We start from the raw sequence: 26,775 nt of genomic DNA on the forward strand, positions 1-26,775 counted from the left end.
AATTAATTACTTTTTGCGGTAATTAATGCTTACTCTGAGTCAGCTGGCTGTTCTGAATCAGGTGCATCATCCGAAGAATCTGCTTCCTGTGTTGCTACCGATTCAGCCGTTTCATCAACTGACTCGCCATCTACTTCATCAAATTCCACATCTTCAATTTCATCGATGCGTTGAAGACCAACAACTAATTCGTCGTCAGCAGTTCTTATCAAACGAACACCTTGAGTGTTACGTCCAACAGTTGAAACTTCTGATGCACGAGTTCGAACTAATGTACCCTGGTCACTGATAAGCATAATTTCTTTGCTTTCATCAACCTGGATAGCACCAACAACTAGCCCGTTTCGCTCTGAGACCTTAATAGAAACAACACCTTTCGTTGCTCTGCTCTTCGCTGGATATTGGTCAATTGGGGTACGTTTACCAAAACCATTTTCTGTAGCAGTTAAGATATCGCCTTCGCCTTGTGGAACGATTAGAGATACAACTTTCTCATTATCCATCAGACGTATGCCACGTACACCTGTTGCTGTACGACCCATTGGACGAACTTGTTCTTCACTGAAGCGCACAACTTTACCAGCGTCAGAGAACAACATGATCTCACTTTCGCCATCGGTCAAATCAACACCAATTAGCTCGTTACCGTCGTTTAGATTAACGGCAATGATACCGTTAGCTCTTGGGCGTGAATACTGAGTTAACTCAGTCTTCTTAACAGTACCGTTTGTTGTTGCCATAAATACGTATTTACCGGCTTCAAACTCTTGAATAGGCAAGATCGCAGTAATACGCTCACCTTCTTCCAAAGGAAGGATGTTAACAATTGGACGACCCCGGGCATTTCGGCTCGCAAGTGGCAATTGATAAACTTTAAGCCAATACAAACGGCCTCTCGTTGAGAAACAAAGAATGTGATCATGTGTATTCGCCACTAGCAGCTTCTCAATGAAGTCTTCACCTTTCATCTTCGTCGCTGATTTGCCTTTACCGCCGCGTCTCTGCGCCTCATAGTCAGACAATTTCTGATATTTCACATAACCTTCACGAGATAAAGTAACAACTACATCCTCTCGCTCGATCAAGTCTTCGATATCGATATCGTGAGTCGCAGCTGTTATTTCTGTGCGACGTTCGTCACCAAATTCGTCTCTTACTGCTTCAAGTTCTTCACGAATAACTTCCATCAAGCGCTCTGAACTTGCCAGTATATGTAGCAACTCTGCAATAAGATCAAGAAGTGTTTTATATTCATCAAGAATCTTGTCGTGTTCTAGGCCCGTTAATTTGTTTAAGCGTAAATCAAGAATCGCTTGCGCTTGCTCTTCTGTTAAGAAGTATTGGCCATCTCTTATGCCAAACTCAGGCGCTAACCAATCTGGACGAGCTGCGTTATTGCCCGCTCTAGATAGCATTTCAGCGACATCACCTAGCTCCCAACCTTGTGCTACCAACAACTTCTTAGCATCGGATGGACTTTGTGAACTCTTGATGAGTGCAATGATTGGATCAATATTTACCAATGCAATTGCTAAACCTTCAAGTATATGCGCTCTGTCACGTGCTTTTTTCAGTTCAAAAACCGTTCTGCGAGTTACGACTTCACGGCGGTGTAAAACAAACTTTTGCAGTATATCTTTTAAGTTAAAGATACGTGGTTGAGTATTATCAAGAGCAACCATGTTAATACCAAACACCGTTTGTAACTGAGTGTTTGCATATAAATGATTAAGTAATACTTCACCTGATTCGTTACGTTTAACCTCAATAACAATACGCATACCGTCTTTATCAGACTCATCGCGTAATGCCGAAACACCTTCAATGCGCTTTTCTTTTACTAGATCAGCAATTTTTTCAATTAAACGTGCTTTGTTAACTTGATATGGCAATTCATGAACAATAATGGTTTCTTTACCGTTTTCCTCTTGCTCAATCTCGGCTCTAGCACGTAGGTAAATTTTACCTCGGCCAGTTTTGTAAGCCTCGATTATACCTTTACGACCGCTTATGAAAGCCGCTGTCGGAAAATCGGGACCTGGGATAATCTCTAATAACTCTTCGATTGTGAGATCAGGGTTATTAATAATTTCAATACAACCATTAATGACTTCGGTGAGATTGTGTGGCGGAATGTTCGTCGCCATACCAACCGCGATACCCGAAGAACCATTCACTAACAAGTTTGGAACTTTAGTAGGCAGAACTTCAGGAATATGTTCCTGACCATCATAGTTAGGCACAAAGTTAACTGTCTCTTTTTCAAGATCAGCTAACAATTCATGTGCAATTTTTGCCATGCGGATTTCGGTATAACGCATTGCAGCAGCAGAATCACCGTCAACAGAACCGAAGTTTCCTTGACCGTCTACCAGCATGTAGCGTAACGAGAATGGTTGTGCCATACGAACGATAGTGTCGTATACAGCGGAATCACCGTGTGGGTGATACTTACCGATGACGTCACCAACGACACGGGCAGATTTTTTGTATGGCTTGTTGAAATCATTTTTCAACTCGTTCATCGCAAACAAAACGCGGCGGTGAACTGGTTTCAAGCCATCTCTTACGTCTGGAAGAGCACGCCCGACGATAACGCTCATCGCGTAATCTAAGTAAGAGTTCTTTAATTCATCTTCGATATTAATCGGCAGGATTTCTTTAGCGTTATCAGTCATAAACTGCACTGTCCTTTATTATTTGTAGAGCATTTATCAACTGATGCTATCCATTCTCTAAATGGACGTTGATCTGACGCAAATAGCTCACTTGTTATTTTTAGCCAAGGTTGGCGTAGTGATATTATCATTAAGACTGTCGAATATGTAGATGTATGTCATAATAATTCATATAAAAATTGTCCATTGATGAAGTTCATAGCGCCAATGGCAGAAAAACCAAGAATTCTTTGAGGATAACATGGCTGTAGTTAACGTAGATAACAATGAAATAGAGAAGTTTTCCGCTTTAGCATCTAAATGGTGGGATCTTAATGGCGAGTTTAAACCGCTTCATGATATAAATCCTGTTCGACTCGCCTTTATAGAAGAAAAGTCTCAAGGCCTTTTCTCCAAAGACATACTAGATGTAGGTTGTGGAGGAGGTATTCTCGCGGAGTCGATGGCTAAAGCTGGCGCTTCGGTGACCGGGATCGATTTAGCGAAAGACTCTTTAGACGTTGCTAGTTTGCATGGGCTTGAATCAGGCGTAAAAGTCAATTACGAACTCACTAGTGCAGAAGACTATGCTCAAGCCAATCCTGAAAGTATGGATATTGTGACTTGTCTAGAGATGTTAGAGCACGTTCCTGACCCTGCTTCTGTAATTCAGGCTTGTGCCAAAATAGTGAAACCTGGCGGAAAAGTATTTTTCTCTACTATTAATAGAAATATGAAGTCTTGGGTAATGGCAATTTTGGGTGCGGAGTATGTTCTCAACTTGGTTCCAAAGGGAACGCATGACCATAAAAAATTCATTACCCCCGCCGAAATGACGCGTTGGATTGATACCACATCTTTAGTACCGAAAAATATCACTGGATTACATTTAAATGTGATAAATAATACCTATTATTTATCTGATAAAAATGTAGATGTAAATTATATACTGCAGTGTGAAAAACTCCGTTAGGCACTATATCTAGTGCCTTTTATAAAAATCAACACTAGATACCCGATTTTCATTAAAACAAATAGTAATAAACAAACGCTTTTTAGACTAAATTAGTTTACCGAAAAATAAATAAAAATAATTCTGTTGCAACCTATATAAGCCTGTTAATTTAATTGCGCCAACGTTAGTCACTACTAACTGAATCTCTAAGTGTTGTACAAATAGTCAAAAAGCACTACATGTTGGGTTGCATCTAACTCAAAACCTCACTATCTTGTGGTCATGGAATTTCAAACACCCTATATTAAGTGTCTAAACATATACCTCGTTTAAACACAAAATTGGCACGAAGCGAATTTGATTTGGGTTTAGAAAATTAATATCACGCTAAAAATCAGGCGTAGACCAAAGAGCGATAATAAAAAATGAACAACACTCTTCTAGTGACAAAAAGAGACGGCACGCAAGAACCTCTCGAATTAGACAAAATTCATAAAGTTGTAACATGGGCGGCTAAAGGCCTCTCTGATGTTTCAGTTTCACAAGTTGAAATCAAAGCTCAGATCCAGTTCTATAACGGTATTAAGTCTGCTGAGATTCATGAAACTATGATCAAATCTGCGGCTGACCTTATCTCTACAGATGCACCTGATTATCAGTATCTTGCAGCCCGCCTAGCCATTTTTCATCTTCGCAAAAAGGCTTATGGCCAATTCGAGCCGCCAGCTCTGTACGCTCACGTCAAAAAGATGGTTGAAGCGAAAAAGTACGATGAGCATTTAATGACTGACTACACTCAAGCTGAATTTGAGGAAATGGATAAGTTCATCGACCATTGGCGCGACATGAATTTCAGCTACGCCGCTGTTAAACAATTGGAAGGCAAGTACTTGGTACAGAACCGAGTAACAGGTGAAATTTACGAGAGTGCACAATTTTTATATGTACTTGTTGCCGCATGTTTGTTCGCAAAATATCCTCGCGATACACGCATGGATTACATCAAACGTTTTTATGATGCAGCTTCGACATTTAAATTATCATTACCAACACCTATTATGGCTGGCGTTCGAACCCCTACTCGTCAATTCAGCTCTTGTGTATTAATAGAAGCTGGCGACTCCTTGGATTCGATTAACGCTACTGCATCAGCGATTGTTAAATACGTTAGCCAGAGAGCCGGTATCGGCGTGAATGCTGGACGTATTAGAGCGCTTGGTAGTCCAATTAGAGGCGGTGAAGCATTTCACACAGGTTGCATTCCATTTTATAAGTACTTTCAAACTGCGGTTAAAAGCTGTTCACAAGGCGGTGTTCGCGGTGGTGCTGCAACATTATTCTATCCGCTGTGGCATATGGAAGTTGAATCTTTATTAGTACTCAAAAACAACCGTGGCGTAGAAGAGAACCGAGTCAGACATTTGGACTACGGTGTACAATTTAACAAGTTAATGTACACGCGTATGATCAAAGACGATTACATTACGCTATTTAGCCCATCCGACACTCCCGGATTATATGACGCCTTCTTCGCTGATCAAGACGAATTTGAACGTTTATATGTGCAATACGAAGCTGACGAGACTATTCGTAAAAAGCGTATTAAAGCAATTGAGTTATTCAGTTTGTTTATGCAAGAGCGCGCAAGCACAGGTCGAATTTACTTACAGAATGTTGACCATTGCAACACGCACAGTCCTTTCGACCCTAAAGTAGCGCCGGTGCGTCAAAGTAACCTATGTTTAGAAATTGCGTTACCAACTAAGCCACTGTCACATGTCAATGATGAAGAAGGCGAAATCGCACTTTGCACATTATCGGCATTTAACTTGGGTGAAATTGAAAGTTTAGACGAATTTGAAGAACTCGCTGATTTAGCTGTTCGTGCACTCGATAACTTACTAGATTACCAAGACTACCCTGTTCCAGCAGCCCTAAATGCAACAATGGGAAGACGCACACTGGGCGTAGGTGTTATTAACTTCGCTTACTACTTGGCTAAAAATGGTGTTAAGTATAGCGATCACAGTGCCAACGGTTTAGTTCACAAAACCTTCGAAGCAATGCAATATTATTTGCTAAAAGCTTCAATGGAATTAGCAAAAGAAAAAGGCGCCTGCCCTAAATTCAATGAAACGACTTATTCTCAAGGTTTAATGCCTATCGATACTTACAAAAAGGATGTTGATGGTATTTGTAACGAGCCACTTCATTACGATTGGGATACCTTACGAGATGATGTCGTTAAACATGGATTGAGAAACAGTACGCTTTCTGCGCTAATGCCGTCAGAAACGTCTTCACAAATTTCAAATGCAACAAATGGTATTGAACCACCACGCGGTCATATCAGTATAAAGGCAAGTAAAGATGGCGTTCTTAAGCAAGTCGTTCCTGAATATCAACGTTTAAAGAATGACTATGAATTGCTTTGGGATCTCAAATCAAACGATGGATATTTGCAGTTGGTTGCGATCATGCAGAAGTTTATTGATCAAACTATCTCTGCCAATACAAGTTACGACCCAGGAAAATACGAAGGCAACAAAGTACCAATGAAAGTGCTACTTAAGGATTTGTTAACTTCGTACAAGCTTGGTGTGAAAACGCTTTATTACCACAACACCCGCGATGGTGCATCAGACAACACAGATAAAGCCTATGTTGCTGAAGCTACATCGAAACCTGCTCAAGAAGTCATTATAGAAGAAGATGATGATTGCGCTGGCGGTGCTTGTAAAATTTAAATTCATTTGATTAAAACGAGAAGTGAAAATAAAAAACAATGAAATACACAACATTTAATCAAGAAAACAATAACGCGATGGTCGAGCCTATGTTTTTCGGTAACCCGGTTAACGTAGCGCGTTATGACCAACAAAAGCATCCTATTTTTGAAAAATTAATTGAGAAGCAAATTTCTTTCTTTTGGCGTCCTGAAGAAGTGGATGTCAGCAAAGATAGAATGGACTTTCAAAAATTATCTGACGCTGAAAAGCACATTTTCACGTCGAACCTTAAATATCAGACGCTTTTAGATTCAATACAAGGTCGAAGCCCTAACATTGCGTTCTTACCTATCATTTCTATCCCTGAGTTAGAAACATGGGTTGAGACTTGGTCATTTTTTGAAACGATTCATTCACGTTCATATACTCACATTTTACGTAACCTCTTTTCTGATCCGAGTGCTATCTTTGAAGATATCGTCGTAAATGATGAAATTAAAAAACGTGCATCTGACATTTCAAAATACTATGACGACCTCATTTTTGCGACGCAACTTTGGCAAACGCATGGTGAAGGTGAGTATGAAATTGAAGGTAAAACTCACGTAATCAATATGCGAGAGCTCAAAAAACTTCTGTACCTATGCATGAACTCAGTCAATGCACTTGAAGCCATTCGCTTTTATGTGTCCTTTGCCTGCACATTTGCATTTGCAGAGCGCGAATTAATGGAAGGCAATTCAAAAATTATTCGCTTAATCGCACGTGACGAAAATATTCACTTAACCTCAACCCAACATATTCTAAATTTGTGGGCAAAAGGAAAAGATGATCCGGAAATGGCAGAAATTGCAGCAGAATGCCATGAGGAAGCAAAAGCAATCTTTATGAAGGCTGTTGAGCAAGAAAAAGAATGGGCTAACTACCTGTTCAAAAATGGTTCAATGCTAGGCTTGAATGAAGACATACTTTGTCAATATGTTGAATACATTGCTAATCACCGTATGGCAGCCATCGGTATGGGGCAACCTTTTGATATTCAAAGTAACCCTCTTCCTTGGATGAACAACTATCTCAGCTCAGATAACGTGCAAGTAGCACCTCAGGAAACTGAGATTAGTAGTTATCTTGTTGGGCAAATTGATAGTGAAGTTGCATCTGACGACTTCGAGACATTCGAACTCTAAAGTGTCAGAAAAATCAGGGACGTATCAAGTCCGAGTCGAAGGCTCGGACACTTTCATCTGCAGCAATAATGACGACACTCTTTTGACGCATCTTGAACAACAAAAAGTTGAAGTTCATTTTCATTGCCGAGAAGGATATTGTGGCGCTTGCCGAACGAAACTTAATTCAGGCCAGGTTGAGTATACAACTGATCCCCTCGCCTTTATCGATGATGATGAGATATTGCCTTGTTGTTGTAAGCCTACATCGGATATTTCAATTACTTTGTATTAGTGTCAATTCAACACGCTGTATCGTAAATGAAGGTAAAGTTCTGTTTTTCGAGTGTGTACAAAGGAATCCATACATTACAAAAATCGAATAAAAAACCGCTTATCAATTGATGTCTTTTGTATTACTCGTGAGAAGACACCAATCGATAAGCGGTTTTTAAATGTTTTTTATAAAACTAGATTGCCGATTAACTTTTAAAGAAAGAAATCACAGCACTAGACGGCTGATAACCCGGAATTATTTGCATTTCGCCTTTAGACAAATACATAAATGGCGTGCCTTCAAGTCCAATTCTCTCCCCTGCTGCTCTGCCTTTCAAAACAGTCTCTACGCATGAAGGATCGTAGCTATTTTTTACATAGTCATCATTGTCAGTTCCGGCCTTTATTCTTGTCATCGCTTCTGTTCTATTGCTCGCACACATAACTTGCTTCATGCGTTCAAAAGCCGGATCACCGTCTACTAATCTATTTCTTGGGTATGGAATATAATTCACTTCGATACCAGCGTTTTGGTAGTTTTCGACCTCTAAGTGCATTTTCTTACAATAACCACAGGTTGTATCTGAAAAGACATAGAGCTTACCAACCGTTTCGCCTTTTGCAGGATAAGTAACAAAATCGTTCTTTGTCATTTTTGTTAATTCTTTTTCTACTAAAACAACCTGGCTTTTTTGTTGTTCCACACGAGTTAAGTTAATCATCTTTTGCAGGTCAAATACTTCTCCGATGATGGCTTTTGTACCATCTTTTGTAACAACTAGAGTTCTGCCATCTAATCTAACTTCATATAAACCAGGAAGTTGATGTTCACTTAATTCTCTTACGACTACAATATTGGCATTGGCTAGCTTGTCATTAGCTTGCTTTATATTGTTTTCGACTACCTTTAAATCATCTTGCTGTGCACTTAGGTGAGTCGCGAAAAAGGCTAGTGTTAGTAAAAATAATACTCTTTTCATTATTTATGTTTTCCTTAAAAAAAGAGCACCCTAAGGTACTCTCTATACAACTTTTTAAAATTTTGATACTTGCTAATTCTTACAGGTCGAGGCCGATACGTTTCGCCACTTCAATATAGGATTCAACAACCGAGCCTAAACCCTGTCTAAAACGATCTTTATCTAGTTTTTTGCGAGTTTCTTTGTCCCATAAACGACAACCATCAGGCGTAAACTCATCTCCTAGAATCAATTCGCCGTTACTTAGACCAAACTCTAATTTGTAATCCACAAGCAACATTCCACCTTCTTCAAACAAAGGCTTGAGCACATTATTGACGGCGAATGTTAGTCGCTTCATTTCATCAATTTGCTCTTGCGTAGCCCAACCGAATGCAGTGATATGGTAATCGTTAACCATTGGATCATGTAAGGCATCATTCTTAAGAAAAAACTCAAACGTCGGCGGGTCTAAAACAAGTCCTTCCTCAACCCCTAAGCGACGAACCATAGAGCCTGCAGCAATATTTCTAACAACACACTCTACGGGTATCATTTCAAGTTTTTTGACCACACACTCAGTGTCCGATACTAAAGATTCAACTTGAGTTTTTATGCCAGCGGCTTCTAACTTCTGCATAATATAGTGGTTAAACTTGTTGTTTACTTCACCTTTACGCTCCAGTTGTTCTATTTTTTCTCCGTCGAAAGCTGAGGTGTCGTTTCTAAAAAGTAACACCAATTTGTCAGCTTCATCCGTTAGAAAGACTGTTTTCGCTTTACCACGATATAATTCATCACGTTTTTGCATGGAAAGAGTTCCTAAACCTAAATATCCAAATCTTCGTTGCCCATATAATCTTTAAATGGAGCAAATATTTTTGTTACCTGTTTCGCATTGAAAGGGTTGCTTTCATTGTCCATAAAGGTAACGGACGTTTTCTCACCAAGCCCTTCTAATTTAAGTCGGTACTCATCCTTTTCAATATCTAGTTCATCTGCCGAACCAAACAAACCTGACCACCATGAACTTTCGGCGCCGTTATATTGAACAAAAAGCAAACCAGTAGATTGGTCAAGATCCTTAACATCAAAGCCCATCTTGCGCAAAACTAGCAATAACCGCGGCCACGTATTTTCATAGATAGCATCCACCATAAACGCTGAATTACCATCAGAATCAAAGCCCATTTCTGTATTAAAACCTTGACGAATTTTCGCAATGCGCTGTGTGTTGGCTAAACGGATACCAAAGTCGTATTCAGCAATAATACTATTCAAAAATGTTGCTTCTTCAGTACGTTTGCTAATTAAATCAATCTGACTCATGTTTAATGTGCCGTTGTCATCCTTGATATCGATAAGTTCGTTTTTCAGCGAAGCTGTTCTACCGTGCGGCGCTAGGGCCATGGTGAACTTAAATTTCTTCATAACCGCTTCATAGCTGTCAGTAAAATCGTACCAACTAGATTCTACTTCGCGTAAATCCGTAACCCAATCAGTAATCAATACGTTGTTTTCTTTATCGAATTCTTCAACGCCAATGTTATTTTTATCAAGATAAGTTAAGACTGTATCCCACACGGTTTTTTGAAGCGCTTCGTTGTCATTAATTTGGTCAAAGAGGACTTTTGCGTCTTCAGACCCTTCTTCGACATGAGATCCATTAACAAGTGGTAGTATTAATGAAGGAGCAACTACTTTTAATTTTTTGCCTTTTAGATCTTTAGGAGCAGATTCGCCAACTTCTGGCAGCAAGTACCTTTGAGAATAATTTGGAGTATCTAAATCTTCAGGAACATCCATTGTTTTATGTTGTGATGATTCCAAGTACTTAAAACTTCCTGAAGCAACTTCACGTTCCTCCTTTCCTGCACAACCTGCTATAGCAAATGCAACCAGACTTAAACCTACTACTTTATATTTCATTAAAAACCTAACTAAATTAAATTCAACGCACTAAGAGTTTCTTCGATTGCTTTTTTGCTACTTAGTTCAGGTAAAACCATAGGAAGTCGTAAAAAAGCGTTTTCGATAATACCCATTTTGTATAATGCCCACTTCGGCATCACTGGATTTGGCTCGATAAAAAGAGCCCTATGCAATTCGATTACTTGTTTGTTAATTTGCTGTGAAGCCTCAACATCGCCTCGCAATGCAGCCTCACACATGTCGCTCATAATTTTCGGTGTCACGTTAGCTGTAACTGAAATTATGCCATCGCCGCCTCGACACATAAAGTTGCAACCTGTTTCGTCGTCGCCACTAAAGAAAAGGAAGTCGTCGGAAACCAAGTCTTTTGTTTCTTCTAATCTCAGAAGATCACCAGTGGCATCTTTGATACCAACGATATTTTTATGCTTTGAGAGTTCTGCTACCGTTTCTGGCATCATGTCTGCGACCGTGCGACCAGGAACATTATATAATATTAGAGGAATATCTGTCGCGTCTGCAATCGCGTTAAAATGAGCAACCATCCCAGCTTGTTGTGGCTTGTTATAATAAGGAACAACGCTAAGGTAACCATCTACGCCAAGACCAGCCATCTGCTCACTAAGAAAGATAGCTTCTGAGGTTGAGTTTGCACCGCTACCAGCAATCACTGGCACTTTTTTATCAACCAACTTAACAATCAATTTTACAACGTCGATATGTTCTTGGAATGGTAAGGTTGCTGACTCGCCTGTTGTACCGACAGCAACAATGCCGTGGGTACCATTGTTGATATGAAACTCGACCAACCTTTTTAAACTCGTAACGTCAACGGTGCCGTCTGCTAGCATCGGTGTTACTAAAGCAACATAACTTCCTTTAAACATTATTCCCCCTATAAATCTGCCCGACATGTTAGTGTTCAAAGGCAATAAACACAAGCTTATAACACCTTTGGCGGCATATTTTTTTTGAATACTTTATGTCAGAACATATTTTAAGCAACAATGTTACTGGATTTTTTCTTGTGCTAATATTCGATTTCTTATTTTTGGATGAAAAACGAGTATGAATCAACAGATTATCGTGAATATTTTGGGTCCTGATAAATTAGGGATATTAAGTGAAATTAGTGCATGTGTGCACGATAAATGTTGCAACATTCTTGATAGTCGTCACGCGATATACGGCACAGACTTCTCACTTTCGATGATTGTCGAAGGAACACAATCTGGCATCACTAAGTTAGAACTTCAATTATCTACTCTGTGTATGGAGCATGGTCTTTTATCAATGATAAAGCGTACCAGTGGTCATGCTAAGCAAAACCTTGAACAACTCATCAATTTAGAGTTTTCAGGTCAAGATGCAAAAGGCATTATAAGACAAGTAACTGGCTTTCTGGCACAACGAAAAGTATCAGTCAGCGCATTTAGACAACGTATGTACACCGATAAAGTAAATGGCGTTGAAAGCATCAAATGTAAAATGGTTCTCAGTGCAACCAAAAAATTAGATTTGGCTATTTTCGACGATGAAATTAAAACTCTTATGTGTAATCTAGGCCTCTCAGGCAAAGTTACGCACAATGAAATTAAGGAAGAAAATGAACACATTGAAAGCTGGTGATAAAGCACCTCAATTTACCTTACAAAACCAAGACGACGAAGCAGTATCGCTCAGTGACTTTGCTGGTAAAAAAGTATTGGTTTATTTTTACCCAAAAGCAATGACTCCAGGTTGTACTATTCAAGCTCAGGGCTTACGAGATATTAAAAACGAATTAGACAAGCACAACGTTGTAGTGCTTGGCATAAGTCCCGATGCAGTAAAGCGTTTACCAAAATTTATCGAAAAAGAATCATTGAACTTCACCCTGCTGAGTGATGAGGATCATGCGGTAGCCGACGCATTTGGTGTATGGGGCTTAAAAAAGTTTATGGGGAAAGAATATGACGGTATTCATAGGCTTAGCTTCTTGATAGATGAAAGTGGTGTGATCACTGAGGTGCTCAATAAGTTCAAAACGAAAGAACATCATCAAGTTGTACTCGATTTACTAAAATAGTTTAGTGCACTAAGAGACGGTCGTTCTGAATCGACCGTCTTCTAGCTGCAGCATTTCTTTAACTTAAACTCTCTTATATTCAAACGCTTTTTTATACTAGCCTTCTTACTCAAGAGATTCTTACTCTGCTGTTCTTACTCAAGCGCTTCTTACTCCATCACTTCTGTTATCTCAGCTTCGTTTATAATTGGAGTTGACCAAGCTTTTATAACGGCTTTCACTAAGGTGGCAAGTGGAATAGCAAAAAACACGCCCCAAAAACCCCACATGCCACCAAATACTAGCACTGCGATGATGATATACAATGGGTGCAGGCTTACCGCTTCAGAAAATAACACAGGCACAATTAAATTACCGTCCAAGGCCTGAATGATTGCATATACCAGCATCAGATACCAAAACTCCGGCGTCACACCAAACTGAAATAAAGCAACTATAGCAACGGGAATCGTAACAACAGCAGCGCCTATGTATGGTATGAGTACTGAAAAACCGACCAAGACACCAAGAAGTAAAGAGTAACGTAAGTCCATAAAAGTAAATGCAGCAGAAGTTACGCCCCCTACAATTAAGATCTCAACCACCTTCCCACGTATGTAGTTTGCGATTTGCTGGTTCATCTCTTCGCCAACTTGGGTAATTAATCTGCGTTCATTGGGTAAGATCCTAGAAATGCCTTCTATGAATAATTGCTTGTCTTTCAGCATGAAGAACACCATCAAAGGTACTAAAATCATATAAATTAGTAATGCAGCAACGTTGAAGAGCGAACTAACTGATAAACTAATCACTTGTTGACCAATACCTACCAACTTCTGGTTCATACTGGCCATTGTGTTTTTAATATAATCAACTTCAATGACATCTGGGTATTTAGTTGGCAGACTGGCAAGCCACTTTTGAGCAGAGTCCCAGATAAGCGGTAGCTCTTGAACCAAATTAACACTTTGTTTGCTAATAATTGGAACGAGCCCGACTAGCAAGGAAATACTAACCAGAATAAAAATGACCAAGGTTATAGATGTCGCTAATGTTCTGTTTAAACCTCGTTTGTGTAAATGAGTGACGGGCCAGTCCAATAAATAGGCAATGACAGCCGCAACGATTACCGGCATTAAGATACCACCCCATATTAACAAGATGACTGTACTGACGATAATTAACATCAATAACATCATTGCATTAGGGTCTGAGAACTTGCGCTTGTACCAACGATCAAAAACGCCAAACATACTCGGTATTTATCCTTATTTTGATTTGTTGCTCGAATGCAATTATGGTAAACCTAGTTTGTATTTAAAACCAGTCAATGTGAAACTATCTTGTGCTATATAGGTCTATGTATCGTATACATTGTGAATCCGCATTAAAAAATCGGTCTAGGAATTATCTTAGAAACAAAATTAGACAAAAAGCCACGCTATATCAGCGAAGTTAAGGACAATTAAAACGACACATGAGTATGAATTTAACCAAGAAAGTATTTATTGCCTTCACTTGCTTTCTTTTACCCATTATAGGCAATACTCAATCTATTGATAGCAACAAGAATCAGTTACCCGAAATTGGCGTTGTTGCGTCAGATACACTCACGATAGATAAAGAGCTTGTTGTTGGTAAAGCAATCATGCGCCAACTTAGAGGTCAAGCACCCATCATTCATGATCCTGTTATCAATGAATACATTCAGGATCTTGGCAATAAACTAGTGATTCAAGCGGATAACGCTAAGTTTCCATTTTCATTTTTCATGATCAACAACTCTTCGATAAATGCCTTCGCATTTTTTGGCGGCCATGTTGGTATTCATTCAGGCTTAATTACTCAAGCAGACTCTGAGAGTGAACTCGCGTCAGTGTTTGCACATGAAGTTGCTCACGTTACTCAACGTCATCTTGCACGTGCAAGTCAAGCTCAAAAAAGAAGCGCCCCATTGCAAATCGCAACTCTAATTGGTGGCATCTTACTGGCAATGGCAGATCCAGAAGCGGGAATCGCTACCATCAGTGCGAGTAATGCAGGCTCAGCACAAAGCCGCATTAACTACACAAGAAATATGGAGCAAGAAGCTGACAACATTGGCATTGCGATGCTAGCACGAGCAGGTTTTGACCCAGCAGGCGCACCCGCGTTCTTTTCCAAATTAGCTCAACAAGCGAGAGGACAGAGCAACCAACTTGAGTTCTTGCGCACTCACCCTATTCCTGAAAACAGAATTTCTGAGACTCGAGCAAGAGCATCAACTTACGGTGTTAGAACAGTCCCTGCTAGTCTAAATTTCCATTTGGTAAAATCGAGAATCATTGCAAGACATGAAGGCAATCCACTGCGAAATATCAATTACTTTGGTTATCAGGTTCAAGAGAAGAAGTATGTTTTTAAAGAAGCTGCATTGTATGGCTTGGCCTTATCTTATTTCTCAAGTGAACAATACGCTTCAGCGTCTCAAATCCTCTCTGACCTATTACGCGATGACCCGGAAAACCTATTCTACCTCGACGCTATGACTGATGTGTTGATTGCCCAACAAAATCCAAAGGCGGCAATAGAGTTACTCACACCATTATGGCGCTTCAAGCCCAAGAACAAAGTACTTGCATTGAACTTAGCGAACGCAATGATCAAAGCGCAGCAATACCCTGAAGCTATTCAAATATTGCGAGACGTTTTATTAGTCGATCCGGAACATCTTTTGTCCTATTCACTGCTAGTAGAAGCTTACACGGCAACGGGACAAAAAAGGCAAATGTATAAAGCAAGTGCAGAACGATATGGATTGCTGCTTGCCTACCCTAAAGCGATTGATGAATTACAATTTGCCTACAATGAGACAGGTTTAGACTATTTAGAGAAACAGAGGATCAAGGCGAGAATTGAACAGTTTAGAAATGAAATGGCAACCCTAGAACGACTTTGATTTAAAAAATCGTTCTAGCACTTTATTTGTTTCCGACCGCTTCGTTTAAACTTTTCATGCTTTGTTCACCCAAAAGTTGACCAGCAAGTGTGCCATCTGGACGAATTAAATAAGTAGCCGGCAGATATTTTGGCGTCTCGAAAGGCAATGCTGTTTCAACATGGTTGATTAATGGGAAGTTGATATTGTATTTTTCGGCGAGTAAAGATAATTCATGATCTTGCAATGCATCGTAACTAACGCCGAATAAAACAGCTGTTTGAGCTTTGTCACTGAAGGTTTTAAACTCGTTTAACTCGGGAATTTCACGCAAGCATGGGGCACACCATTCTGCGAAATAATTAATGACAACCCATTTACCTTCTAATTCTTTAAACTGATGAGTTGAACCATCGAGTGTGGAAAAGTCGTATCTATTGTGTAACTGATAGCTAATACCAAGAGTTAAGGCGCTAATACTAACAACTAGATATAATACTATTTTTTTCACTCACTACTCCGTGATCGTTTTGCTACTACAGTGGTCAATCTGATGTTAACATTTTTAAAATAAATGGTATCAGATAAACATAATCAAATAGAGACAATAATTATGGCTAAAAAAGTTTATTATCATAACCCAAGATGCTCAAAGAGCAGACAAGGATTGGCGTTCCTAAACGAAAATAATGTCGACATAGACATCAAAGAGTATTTAAAAGTTCCCCTAACAAAATCTGAAGTTTCTTCTTTGGTAAATGCCTTGGGTTTAGAGAATGCGATTGAGATGGTGCGAACGAAAGAAGCTGAATTTGCACAAGCAGGACTCAGTAAAGATTCAAGCAACAGTCAAATCATTGAAGCTATCGTTAAATACCCTAAGTTATTAGAACGTCCTATTTTAAGCGACGGAACAAAAGCAGCCATCGGTAGACCACTAGAAAACTTCAAAAGTTTGCTTGGACTATAAATTCAAAAACAGAGAGAATTATTGAAGATGCAAACCTGCCAAATATTAGTCCTGTATTACAGTAAACATGGGCTAACGAAACAAATTGCAGAATCTATTGTTAAAGGAATCGAGTCTGAAGGTGCAGAGGCCCTTTTGAGAACCGTGCCTGATGTGAGTACTCATATATTTGAATCTGTGGCGCCTGTTCCAAGTTCTGGTGCGCCCTACATTACCTTAGATGAACTCGCTAAATGTGATGGTCTAGCACTCGGCAGCCCGACACACTTTGGCAACATGGCTGGTGCAATGAAACATTTTCTCGATTCGAGTTCAAGCTTATGGCTGAAAGGTAGTTTAATCGACAAACCTGCATGTGTTTTTACGTCAAGCTCAAGCTTACACGGTGGTCAAGAAACAACATTGATTAGCATGATGATGCCTTTAATTCATCATGGAATGCTCTTAGTTGGAGTGCCATACTCAATTGCGGCGGTGCACAAAACGACAAGCGGCGGAACGCCATACGGTGCAAGCGCAATAGCATTAACAGATAAAACGAAGTTAAGTAAAGAAGAACAAGAAATTGCAATAGCGCAAGGGAAACGCCTAGCTAAAATTGCAAAACAGTTAACGCAAGCAACGCCAAACCTTGGAAATTAATATGCCCGAATTGAATACAAGCGCGCCGATGTCTGGTCGAGTCAAAAAGCTGAGATACTTAGCGTTGTTTTCCCACATAACATTGATTGTCTGGATGTTGATTTGGTATTTCTTATTACCAATCACAGCAGATTATTCGATCGTTTTTAAGTTGCTTCTTTTTATTGTTCCTCTGTTATTGCCACTCCCAGGCATACTGCAAGGAAAACCTTACACACACGCTTGGGCTAGTTTTATCGTGCTACTGTACTTTTTACACAGTATTACGGTCTTATATGCTGAGCCTAGCCAAATGTTATATGCCACTATAGAACTAGTGCTCGCAATAGCCATGTTTGTTGGCTGTAGCGGTTTTGCTCGTCTGCGCGGTCAAGAGTTAGGGACTGGACTACCTAAGTTAAAGACTGTAATGGAAGCAGAAAAAAATTTGTATGAGGGTAAGCATCATGAACAGAAAAATAGTAATGAATAAACAGGCATCTAGTATAGCCGCCGTATTTATCGCATGCTTTTCACTTGCTGGCTGTGGAGGGTCATCTGACGATGGACAAGCAACTGGCCGTGACCAATTGCCGCCGCCTACGACAACGGAGAGTGTCGGCCCTATCAATCCAATTGCTACTTTTGGCAATATTAACTTGTATGGCGACACTGAAATTGTGAGCAATGGTTCTTTTGGTTTTGCGCTCACAGCAAACGATAACGCCCAAATAAGATCAGTTCGTTGGCAGCAAATCAATGGCCCTGCACTCACTATCTTGGCAAACAATTCTCAAACCATTGGTTTTGACACTTTAGAGGCTGGTAGTTATACACTTCAAGCTACCGTCGAGACGAGTTCTGGCACACAACAAATTTCCCATGATTTCACTGTTCAAGAAAGCTCTTCCCCTGTTGCAAACGTCAGGCTTGACCATACAGTGACTGAACGAGGAAAAGTATCTTTGCGCGTAGACTCATTTACTAATGACATTAATAATTCAACGATAGAATGGAAGCAAATTGCAGGGCCCGCTGTTTTAGACCTTGAAGGCCAATCGAACCGACTTTTCTTTAACGCTCCAGCCGTCAACAGCGATCAAGTGGTTCAATTTGAAGTGTCGGTTATTTTTGAAAATGGTGAGCAAGCGATAGATCGCAGTATCGTTACTATCAATGATGCGCAAATCATAGATGACGCTTATTTCCCGAATAGTAATATCATCACCAGCGAAGATGTTTACTCGTTTAATAGTGACTCCCCATATAAGAATGCAATCGAATCTTGCATATACACGAATACGCTTAGCAGCACTTGTAACTTTGGTACCTTACCTCTAGTAGGCCAGCAAACAACTACTCCGAGTATTGATGATATTTTGGACCGCACACTCGTTTCACACGAATGGATGGGAGTTCGTTTTCGTCAGTACCTTGAACAATCAGCTGCAGGTCCTGACATGTTAAAGCTTCTGCGCGGAGTCACGGCTGTTGTGATTTCGTATGATGTACGCCCCTCATTTTACTGGGCGGCAACAGGTGCTATTTACCTAGATGCCCGCAACTTTTGGGTGACACCAACTGAACGAGACACATTAAACGAAGTGCCTGACTATAGAAGTAATTTTGGAAGTGTTCTCAATTTTGGAGTCGCTTGGCGCTACGTGAAAGACAATGCACCGTATATGCCAGGTCAAAGCTTTTCATCGGCAGCAAGAGATACACGCACATTCGAGGCCTTGGAAGCCGATATTTCTTGGCTCATGTATCACGAGCTTGGCCATGCGAATGACTTTTTCCCTTACGACGTTTGGGCAAGCTTAACTAACTCTGACGACCCATTGACGTACTTTAGGAATAACGGAACAAACTCTGATATCTTGAATAGCACATACCCTCTTAGTTCAAACCAAATGAAGGATTTAGCTAAAGTTAGTTTTTCAGGTGAGACCGCAAGTGATTTGCAAAAGAGCTATGTGGCAGCTGACATTGAAACATTCTTTGTGCCCGATATTGCGGCTTCTTACTATTCATATCTAACAGAGCGAGAAGATTTCGCCACCTTGTTCGAACGCTTTATGATGCAATACCGCCTTGGCGCATCAGCTGATATTGGTATCTACAACACGCAAAACAATAGCGAAGTATTGATAACTTGGGGGCAACGTGATCGATTCAATGACCCGAGTATTCAAGCAAGAGCACGATTTACGGTAAGCAATATTCTGCCAGAGCTTGGTGATATAGAAACTCTGCAAGCTGCTCTTCCTGAGCCAATCTTGCTACGTAGAAATGTGAGTTGGTTTGAGAATATTGATTTACGTGAAGGTGCTGAAGGTGCTAATGATAGGGCAAGTTTGATCAAAGTACCCTATCGTCTTGAGCAACTATCTTCATCTCAAATTTACCTTAACAATGAAGCTAATTTACATAAAGGAAGACCAAGCCTTCCAAACTAATATGCTTTAAAGGCTCAGCGCCTGCTTAATAAAAGGAATAGTAAGCTTGCGCTTTGCTTGTAATGATTTCTTATCTAAGTCATTCACGATGGACATTAAGTTTCGTAATTCTCTATCTACTCGAGTGAGTAGGAATTTAATACACTCATCACTCGCTTCTAAGCCTCTGTGCTCCAAGCGAAATTGAATAATTTGGCACAGCTGTTCATCAGTCCGATTGGCTAATTGAAATATAGCACCCCATGTTAAACGAGACACAAGATCCGGAAGTTGGAAACCGACAGCCAGCGGTGATGAGGCCGCTGAGATGATAATTTTAGGCTGATGAGGACGTTCCAGCACTTGATTGATTAGGTCAAATATTGTTCGTTCCCATATTGGGTTACTCGCAATTTCATGCAAGTTATCAATACAAATAAGATCATAATCAGCAATTGAAGCCAAGACTTCTGGCGGCATGCCTTTGAGTTCAACCATATTCAAGTAAACAGTTTGAAGCTTATTTATATTTGCATTGTGACAACAAGCAAATAATAGATGCGACTTCCCTTCCCCTACGCTACCGAAGAGGTAACACAAGGGCTTTTTATTGGCTAAGCCTAAGTGGCAAAATTCTCGCAAATAGGCCGTGGCAAACTCATTGCCAACGTCCAAGAAGGAATCAAAGGTTTCATCATCTGGAAGTGATACTGGTAAACTTAATTGCAAAACCTAATTGCCCCGAAACTCATAATCAATAACAAGTTCAGTATCTAAACGCTGATATTCAGGCTCACGCAAGCTCTGCTCTAGCTTTAATATCGTTTTGAGGCGCTTAAGTGGGACATTCGATATTAAAGAAAAACTCGCTATATCTTTTGATTGTGCGCTCAATTCAACGTTGTCAGTTACCGTAAGTGAAGACAAAATTGTTTGTACTTTTCTATATTTTATAAGAGTGTTTACATTCGCTACATTTAAAGTTACTGGGTAAATCGCATTATCATGGCTGCTTCCGACGGAATAGAGGCTTGCTAAATAATTGGCATATTGATTAACAAAGGAAGCAATTAATTCGCGTATATCGGTACCGACAATTCTGTCCGTATGAATTGTTTGACCATTGGTAATAAAATAGGACAGCTCTAGTTTTTCACTCGCGCTGTAGTCATCAAAAACGACACCAACTCGTGCACCGATAACATAGTTTGTTCCATAACGATTAGATTGATTGAAAATAGAGGATGAATACAGCCCCCAAACGTCTAAGGGCGTAATATTCATTGAATCAGTTAGATCACCAATTGGCATAACTAACTCAATGCCGCGATCATAAGACGCCTGTTTGATTACGTCCAAATATTCGCTGTTATTAGTTTGGGTTACCAGTGTTTTCTTTTTGCTTACATCATCTTCGATAGCTAGCCAAAACAATCCTGTCGGTCGACGCTTACCCCAGATGTTTAAATTCTCGCTACGAAGTAAATCAATGATTTTTTCTTCGCTAAAGTCTGCCTGATAAATGAGCTTGTCTTCTCCTTGAATAAACGTACTGGCGACCAAATATTGTTCGAAATTAGTTGCCGCACGTTTTACTTGGAGGTTCTCGAGTACACTTTCATCACCACTCAGCTTCACTACAACTTGTTGAAATGCGCGTTTACCTGCTCGCTTTTGCGTGAAGTTTGATTGATCGGTAACGATTATTTGACCTTCATTCAGGTGTTCAATGGCTCCACTTTTTGATTGCGGACTGAATACACAGCAAAATAAAACAACGATGATAACAAGCAAATTCTTCAAAACTAGTAAATCCTTATAGCAGAGAGCGCCTATTGTCAGATATTTCAGGCATTTTTGCATCTGATATTTAAACTTAGTGTTTTTTTATACCTTTTCGTTCATTGAACTGTTAAAATTCTGCCCTCAAAATTTTCAAAGGAAAGCGCGTGACTGAGCAAAGCAAACCCCTAAGTTATAAAGATGCTGGTGTTGATATTGATGCTGGGAATCAATTAGTTGAACGAATTAAATCTGTTTCCAAGAAAACACATCGTCCAGAAGTAAAAGGTGGTTTAGGTGGTTTTGGTGCGCTTTGTTCTATTCCAACTAAGTACAAGCAGCCTTTACTTGTCTCAGGAACGGATGGTGTGGGCACGAAACTGCGTTTGGCGATGGACCAAAATAAACACGATGGTATTGGTATCGATTTAGTTGCGATGTGCGTAAATGACCTCATCGTACAAGGAGCAGAGCCGCTTTTCTTCCTTGATTATTACGCAACCGGCAAATTAGACGTCGATACAGCAGCTACTGTGGTAACCGGCATTGGCAAAGGTTGTGAGTTATCTGGTTGTGCTCTGATTGGCGGTGAAACAGCAGAAATGCCAGGTATGTATGATGGCGAAGATTATGATGTTGCAGGCTTTTGTGTTGGTGTAGTTGAAGCTGAAGACGTGATTGACGGATCTAAAGTTGCTCCTGGTAACAAACTCATTGCACTAGGATCTTCAGGACCACATTCAAATGGGTACTCATTAATTCGTAAAATCATTGAAGTCAGTCAATTAGATCTTGGGTCTACGTTAGATGGCAAGACAATCAGTGACCACCTACTCGAGCCGACGCGTATATACGTTAAGAACGTATTGGCCGTACTAGAAAATCATAATGTCAACGCTATTTCCCACATCACCGGAGGCGGATTTTGGGAAAACATCCCGAGAGTTCTTCCCGCAGATATGCAGGCAGTTGTAGATGGTAACAGTTGGAATTGGCCAAGTATATTTTCTCTTCTGCAAGAAAAAGGGAATGTAACAACTCACGAAATGTACAGAACCTTTAACTGTGGTGTCGGCTTAATTCTAGCCGTCGAAGCCAATCAAGCGGAAACAATTACAAAAGCGTTCAGCGATTTGGGCGAAAATGCTTGGATCATTGGTGAAATTCAAGATCTTCCAGAAGGTCAGGAACAAGTTGTAATTAATTCCTAATGACTATTCATAAAAAGCGTATCGTTATCCTCGCCTCTGGAAGCGGCTCAAATGCCCAAGCCATCATAGATGCGTGTGCAAAGGACACTATTAAAGGTACAGTCGTAAAGCTTATTACGAACGTACCCTCTGCTTATGCCCTCGAAAGAGCCTCTAACGCGAATATCGAAGCAACTTGTATAGATCATAAAACATTTGCAGATAGAGACACTTTTGACGCTGCCCTGTCCGCGGAGATAGACCACGCCGAACCTGACGTTGTGGTATTGGCAGGGTTCATGCGTATTTTGAGTGAAGGCTTTGTCAAAAAATATTTGGGAAAATTATTGAACATTCATCCCTCTTTGTTGCCGAAGTACCCTGGCTTGCACACACACAAGCGTGCGATTGACAATAATGACGAAGAACATGGCACTTCAGTGCATTTTGTTACACCAGAACTGGATGGAGGCCCTGTCATTTTGCAAGCTAAGGTGCCTGTATTTGAAGATGACACGGCAGAAGAGTTAGCTTCACGCGTGTTGGTGCAAGAACACAAGATTTATCCTATAGTAGTAAATTGGTTATGTAACGAACGGATCGCGCTAAAGAATATGAAAGCGTATTTTGATGAAATGGAATTACCGGAGTGTGGATATGCAAGCGACTAAAACTTTGAAGGCAATAGGTGTAATTGGACTAGCTCTAGTCATGAGTCATAGTTTCGCAAAAGACCTTAATGAATTGCCCTCACCTTTTGTCGCTAAATATGAAGCATTTCGCCATGATAATGATATAGGTACAGCTAAACTAAGTCTCAGTGCTTCAACCAATGGCTTATATCAACTTAAATATGAATCGAAAGTGTCTCGTTTCTTTCTTTCAGATAAACGTTATGAAACATCAGAATTTTCCTTTAAAGATGGCATCATTACTCCCGTCAAATATGATTTTGTGCGGAAAGGTACAGGTCCAAACAAAGCATTGAATGCAAAGTTTGATAGCAAATCGAATACCATCATTATCGACGATAAAGAAAACCTCCCTTGGAATGGCGAATTTGATAACCAATTGTTTCGTATCGATATATCTAGACAATTAGCCCAAAACAAAAAAGAGTTCGAATATAAGTTTCTTAACTACCGTGGACAGAAGCGCACTTACAATATCGAAGTTGTTGAAAGTGAAATGCTAAATCTACCTTATGGCAAATTAGAAGCGATAAAAGTAAAAGTAAATCGTGAGAGTAGCAAAAGAGAAACCTTCGCTTGGTTTGCTCCCTCCCTCGATTTTGTGCTCGTGCGCCTTCAACAATTTAAAGATGACGAAGAACAAGGTGATATTCGTCTAAAATCTTACCAAAAAAATTAGTTCTTTTTACTATATACTACGTAAGCAACTCTTAGAGGATGTTCGTCCTCTTTTAAGCTAAATCACTTGATCTTTGGCCATTCAAGTAATAACGTTAGCAATCTGGTCAGACCTGAAGGAGCATGCATGAACGAATTATTGTGGTTATTAATAGTATTAGCTGTTTATGGTGTTACAGCCTATAAGCAAACTTCGACACAAACAACACTCATCGCAATCAGTGTAGCGATGGTCGTTGGCACCGCAGCGGATGGATTTGGCATTATTGCCTGGATAATATTCGCCATTATTGTCATCCCACTGTCTTACGCCCCTGTGCGCAGGGACTTCATTAGCAAAAGATTACTCGCATTTTACAAGAGTGTTATGCCTGAAATGTCCACGACTGAACAAGAAGCAATCGATGCTGGCACGGTTTGGTGGGATGGTGATCTCTTCAGTGGTAAACCTGACTGGCAGAAATTTCATGCGATCTCACAAGCTCGTCTAACCGCTGAAGAGCAAGCGTTCTTAGATGGTCCCTGTGAAGTTGTATGTCGCATGGTCGACGAATGGCAAATTAACCACGTCGATGCCGATTTATCTGATGAAATATGGCAGTATCTGAAAGACAATAAATTTTTCGCCATGATCATCAAGAAAGAATATGGTGGTTTAGCCTTTTCAGCGTTTGCACAATCTCGAGTATTGCAAAAATTAGCCGGCGTCAGCGCGGTGTTATCAAGTACGGTTGGTGTGCCTAATTCTTTAGGCCCAGGCGAGTTACTTCAGCATTATGGTACGAAAGAACAACAAGATTATTATCTGCCTCGCTTAGCCGTGGGTGATGAAATTCCCTGTTTTGCTTTAACGAGTCCTGAAGCTGGTTCAGATGCTGGTGCTATCCCTGATTACGGCATTGTCTGTAAAGGACAATTCGATGGTAAAGAAGTGTTGGGCATGCGCTTAACATTTTCAAAACGATATATAACCCTAGCGCCAGTAGCTACCGTCATTGGTCTTGCCTTCAAACTGCAGGATCCTGATGGTTTGCTTGGTGATACTGAAGATTTAGGCATCACTTGTGCACTTATTCCAAGAGACACTAAAGGCTTAGATTGTGGTCGCCGTCATTTCCCACTCAATGTGCCCTTCCATAATGGTCCAGTGCGAGGCAAGGACATCTTCGTCCCTCTAAGCTACATCATTGGTGGTGAAGCAATGGCTGGTAAAGGGTGGCGTATGCTAATGGAGTGCTTGTCAGTTGGCCGCTGCATTACCCTTCCATCATCTGCTGCTGGCGGCGCAAAATCACTCGCTTTAGCAACTGGTGCGTATTCTCGTATTCGTCGCCAATTCCGCATGCCAATTGGACAGATGGAAGGCGTTGAAGAGATGTTAGGCCGTATAGGCGGTAATGCTTACTTGATGGATGCAGTTACCTCCTTGTCTACAGCCGGCGTTGATTTAGGTCAAAAACCTTCGGTTATATCAGCAATCTGTAAATACCACTTAACAGAAAGAATGCGCCAGATTGTAAACGACTCAATGGACGTGCACGGAGGTAAAGGCATTTGCCTAGGTCCAAATAACTATTTAGGAAGAGCTTATCAGGGCGTACCCATTTCAATTACGGTTGAAGGTGCGAACATTCTGACACGTAATATGATGATTTTTGGTCAAGGCGCGATGCGCTGTCACCCATTTGTCCTAAAAGAAATTTATGCGTCACAAATGAAAGACAAAGATGAACAATTGGAGTCATTTGATGAAGCAGTATTCGGACATATTCGTTTTGCCATTAGCAATACATTTCGCTCAATTTGGTTCAGCTTAAGTGGCGGCCGTTTAAGTTCAGCTCCATTCAAAGATGAAACAGCGAAATACTACAGAAGTATGCAGGGATACAGTGCTAATTTAGCACTACTTACCGACATCTCTATGGGTGTACTTGGGGGCTCTCTTAAGAGAAGAGAACGCTTATCTGCTCGCTTGGGAGATATATTAAGTAATCTATATCTTGGCTCCGCTGTATTGAAACGTTTTGACGAACAAGGTCGAAACCACGACGATTTACCTTTTGTTCATTGGGCAATGCAGGATTGCTTATCTGATCTAGAAGAAGCCTTGGATGATTTCTTACGAAACTTCCCAAATCCGGTCGTAGGCTTTGCCATGCGTGCTTTGGTTCTTCCTTTCGGCAAGCGCTATACCGCTCCATCAGATGTCATTGAGCATAAAATAGCTCATATCCTACAACATCCAAATTCGACACGTGACAGACTTGGCTATGGCCAGTATCTCACGCAAGAAGAAGGTAATTTGATGGGTGATTTAGAGCTTACCTTACTTAACATTGTGAAGTGTGAACCTCTGTTCGACAAAATATGCAAGAAATTAGGTGAGAAATTACCTATGACAAATCTTGATACACTAGCCGAAAGAGCACTCAAAGAAGGCATTATTTCTAGTGAAGAAGCTGACTTAATGAAAGAAGCAGAAGCCGGCCGACTAAGAACCATCAACGTCGATGATTTTGATAATCAAGAGCTGTTAATGTCGACGAGTAGCAAAGTTAAAAAGCCTGCCGCAAAACGCAAAACCGCGAATAAAGCAAAAGCTGAACCCACAAGTAAGGCTAAAGCGGAATCTGCGAGTAAAGCGAAAGCTGAATCTACGAGTAAGACGAAAGCTAAGCCAGCAACTAAAGCTCAACCGAAAGCTAAGCCAAAGGCAGAAAAGACAGAGTCTTAAATTTATTTTGACTGACTGCTATACGAATAGAA

24 protein-coding genes are annotated in these 26,775 nt (G+C 40.4%); 15 read left to right on the plus strand and 9 right to left on the minus strand.

Annotation, left to right across the window (positions count from 1 at the left end; all coding sequences use genetic code 11):
- Window positions 1–29: 29 nt before the first annotated feature.
- Complete coding sequence (gyrA, locus tag ACKLNX_RS15460) at window positions 30–2,678, minus strand: DNA topoisomerase (ATP-hydrolyzing) subunit A (protein ID WP_411693814.1); 2,649 nt, start codon at window positions 2,676–2,678, stop codon at window positions 30–32.
- A gap of 241 nt (window positions 2,679–2,919) precedes the next feature.
- Between gyrA and ubiG the strand changes: the two genes are divergently transcribed.
- The 4 genes from ubiG (at window position 2,920) to yfaE (ending at window position 7,802) form a co-directional block, all read left to right on the plus strand.
- On the plus strand, window positions 2,920–3,630 hold the full coding sequence (gene ubiG / locus ACKLNX_RS15465) for a bifunctional 2-polyprenyl-6-hydroxyphenol methylase/3-demethylubiquinol 3-O-methyltransferase UbiG (RefSeq protein WP_411693813.1): 711 nt from the start codon (window positions 2,920–2,922) through the stop codon (window positions 3,628–3,630).
- Between the two features lie 407 nt (window positions 3,631–4,037).
- A complete protein-coding gene (gene nrdA, locus ACKLNX_RS15470) occupies window positions 4,038–6,359 on the plus strand; it encodes a class 1a ribonucleoside-diphosphate reductase subunit alpha (RefSeq protein ID WP_411693812.1) in 2,322 nt (773 codons plus the stop codon).
- Between the two features lie 38 nt (window positions 6,360–6,397).
- Window positions 6,398–7,528, plus strand: coding sequence for a class Ia ribonucleoside-diphosphate reductase subunit beta (gene nrdB, locus ACKLNX_RS15475; RefSeq protein ID WP_411693811.1), 1,131 nt, complete (start codon window positions 6,398–6,400; stop codon window positions 7,526–7,528).
- A gap of 1 nt (window position 7,529) precedes the next feature.
- The gene (gene yfaE, locus ACKLNX_RS15480; RefSeq protein WP_411693810.1) at window positions 7,530–7,802 is read left to right on the plus strand and encodes a class I ribonucleotide reductase maintenance protein YfaE; all 273 of its coding nucleotides are present in this window, start codon (window positions 7,530–7,532) and stop codon (window positions 7,800–7,802) included.
- Window positions 7,803–7,989: 187 nt separating this feature from the next.
- Here yfaE and ACKLNX_RS15485 read toward each other — a convergent pair whose 3' ends face one another.
- The 4 genes from ACKLNX_RS15485 to dapA form a co-directional block, all read right to left on the minus strand.
- Window positions 7,990–8,763, minus strand: coding sequence for a DsbC family protein (locus ACKLNX_RS15485; RefSeq protein ID WP_411693809.1), 774 nt, complete (start codon window positions 8,761–8,763; stop codon window positions 7,990–7,992).
- A gap of 79 nt (window positions 8,764–8,842) precedes the next feature.
- The gene (gene purC / locus ACKLNX_RS15490; RefSeq protein ID WP_412973008.1) at window positions 8,843–9,553 is read right to left on the minus strand and encodes a phosphoribosylaminoimidazolesuccinocarboxamide synthase; all 711 of its coding nucleotides are present in this window, start codon (window positions 9,551–9,553) and stop codon (window positions 8,843–8,845) included.
- Window positions 9,554–9,570: 17 nt separating this feature from the next.
- The gene (gene bamC, locus ACKLNX_RS15495) at window positions 9,571–10,671 is read right to left on the minus strand and encodes an outer membrane protein assembly factor BamC (protein ID WP_411693807.1); all 1,101 of its coding nucleotides are present in this window, start codon (window positions 10,669–10,671) and stop codon (window positions 9,571–9,573) included.
- A gap of 11 nt (window positions 10,672–10,682) precedes the next feature.
- Complete coding sequence (gene dapA / locus ACKLNX_RS15500) at window positions 10,683–11,561, minus strand: 4-hydroxy-tetrahydrodipicolinate synthase (RefSeq protein WP_411693806.1); 879 nt, start codon at window positions 11,559–11,561, stop codon at window positions 10,683–10,685.
- 181 nt (window positions 11,562–11,742) lie between these two features.
- Here dapA and ACKLNX_RS15505 point away from each other — a divergent pair, with 181 nt between their 5' ends.
- Window positions 11,743–12,303 (plus strand): glycine cleavage system protein R, encoded by a 561-nt coding sequence (locus tag ACKLNX_RS15505; protein ID WP_411693805.1) that lies wholly within the window; start codon window positions 11,743–11,745, stop codon window positions 12,301–12,303.
- Window positions 12,281–12,742, plus strand: a complete 462-nt coding sequence (gene bcp, locus ACKLNX_RS15510) for a thioredoxin-dependent thiol peroxidase (protein ID WP_411693804.1) — start codon at window positions 12,281–12,283, stop codon at window positions 12,740–12,742. Before ACKLNX_RS15505 ends, bcp begins: the two co-directional genes overlap by 23 nt.
- A 149-nt stretch (window positions 12,743–12,891) precedes the next feature.
- Here the strand turns inward: bcp and ACKLNX_RS15515 are convergent, their stop codons facing one another.
- Complete coding sequence (locus ACKLNX_RS15515) at window positions 12,892–13,974, minus strand: AI-2E family transporter (protein WP_411693803.1); 1,083 nt, start codon at window positions 13,972–13,974, stop codon at window positions 12,892–12,894.
- Between the two features lie 224 nt (window positions 13,975–14,198).
- On the opposite strand from ACKLNX_RS15515, the gene ACKLNX_RS15520 reads away from it, so the two are divergent.
- Window positions 14,199–15,659 (plus strand): M48 family metalloprotease, encoded by a 1,461-nt coding sequence (locus ACKLNX_RS15520; RefSeq protein WP_411693802.1) that lies wholly within the window; start codon window positions 14,199–14,201, stop codon window positions 15,657–15,659.
- Between the two features lie 22 nt (window positions 15,660–15,681).
- Here ACKLNX_RS15520 and ACKLNX_RS15525 read toward each other — a convergent pair whose 3' ends face one another.
- Window positions 15,682–16,149 (minus strand): TlpA family protein disulfide reductase, encoded by a 468-nt coding sequence (locus ACKLNX_RS15525; RefSeq protein ID WP_411693801.1) that lies wholly within the window; start codon window positions 16,147–16,149, stop codon window positions 15,682–15,684.
- 102 nt (window positions 16,150–16,251) lie between these two features.
- Between ACKLNX_RS15525 and arsC the strand changes: the two genes are divergently transcribed.
- From arsC to ACKLNX_RS15545, 4 genes are read left to right on the plus strand one after another with little or no spacing between them, the layout of a single operon-like run.
- Complete coding sequence (gene arsC / locus ACKLNX_RS15530) at window positions 16,252–16,608, plus strand: arsenate reductase (glutaredoxin) (RefSeq protein WP_411693800.1); 357 nt, start codon at window positions 16,252–16,254, stop codon at window positions 16,606–16,608.
- Between the two features lie 27 nt (window positions 16,609–16,635).
- Window positions 16,636–17,250, plus strand: coding sequence for an NAD(P)H:quinone oxidoreductase (gene wrbA / locus ACKLNX_RS15535; protein ID WP_411693903.1), 615 nt, complete (start codon window positions 16,636–16,638; stop codon window positions 17,248–17,250).
- A 1-nt stretch (window position 17,251) separates the two neighbouring features.
- Window positions 17,252–17,722: a DUF2069 domain-containing protein gene (locus tag ACKLNX_RS15540; RefSeq protein WP_411693799.1), complete on the plus strand. Its 471-nt coding sequence runs from the start codon at window positions 17,252–17,254 to the stop codon at window positions 17,720–17,722.
- Entirely contained in the window at window positions 17,697–19,688 is a 1,992-nt protein-coding gene (locus ACKLNX_RS15545) for a hypothetical protein (protein WP_412973009.1), read from the plus strand. Before ACKLNX_RS15540 ends, ACKLNX_RS15545 begins: the two co-directional genes overlap by 26 nt.
- 6 nt (window positions 19,689–19,694) lie before the next feature.
- Here the strand turns inward: ACKLNX_RS15545 and hda are convergent, their stop codons facing one another.
- Both hda and ACKLNX_RS15555 read right to left on the minus strand, forming a co-directional pair.
- A complete protein-coding gene (gene hda / locus ACKLNX_RS15550) occupies window positions 19,695–20,396 on the minus strand; it encodes a DnaA regulatory inactivator Hda (RefSeq protein ID WP_412973010.1) in 702 nt (233 codons plus the stop codon).
- A 3-nt stretch (window positions 20,397–20,399) separates the two neighbouring features.
- Window positions 20,400–21,470 (minus strand): DUF2066 domain-containing protein, encoded by a 1,071-nt coding sequence (locus ACKLNX_RS15555; RefSeq protein WP_412973011.1) that lies wholly within the window; start codon window positions 21,468–21,470, stop codon window positions 20,400–20,402.
- Window positions 21,471–21,616: 146 nt separating this feature from the next.
- Between ACKLNX_RS15555 and purM the strand changes: the two genes are divergently transcribed.
- From purM to fadE, 4 genes are all read left to right on the plus strand, one after another.
- Window positions 21,617–22,660 (plus strand): phosphoribosylformylglycinamidine cyclo-ligase, encoded by a 1,044-nt coding sequence (purM, locus tag ACKLNX_RS15560; RefSeq protein WP_412973012.1) that lies wholly within the window; start codon window positions 21,617–21,619, stop codon window positions 22,658–22,660.
- Window positions 22,660–23,310, plus strand: coding sequence for a phosphoribosylglycinamide formyltransferase (purN, locus tag ACKLNX_RS15565; protein ID WP_412973013.1), 651 nt, complete (start codon window positions 22,660–22,662; stop codon window positions 23,308–23,310). Before purM ends, purN begins: the two co-directional genes overlap by 1 nt.
- Window positions 23,297–24,010, plus strand: coding sequence for a DUF3108 domain-containing protein (locus ACKLNX_RS15570; RefSeq protein WP_412973014.1), 714 nt, complete (start codon window positions 23,297–23,299; stop codon window positions 24,008–24,010). Before purN ends, ACKLNX_RS15570 begins: the two co-directional genes overlap by 14 nt.
- A gap of 126 nt (window positions 24,011–24,136) precedes the next feature.
- Window positions 24,137–26,743 (plus strand): acyl-CoA dehydrogenase FadE, encoded by a 2,607-nt coding sequence (fadE, locus tag ACKLNX_RS15575; protein WP_412973015.1) that lies wholly within the window; start codon window positions 24,137–24,139, stop codon window positions 26,741–26,743.
- The last annotated feature ends 32 nt before the right edge of the window (window positions 26,744–26,775 follow it).

The organism is Glaciecola sp. MF2-115 (assembly GCF_047250385.1).
GTDB lineage: Bacteria > Pseudomonadota > Gammaproteobacteria > Enterobacterales > Alteromonadaceae > Glaciecola.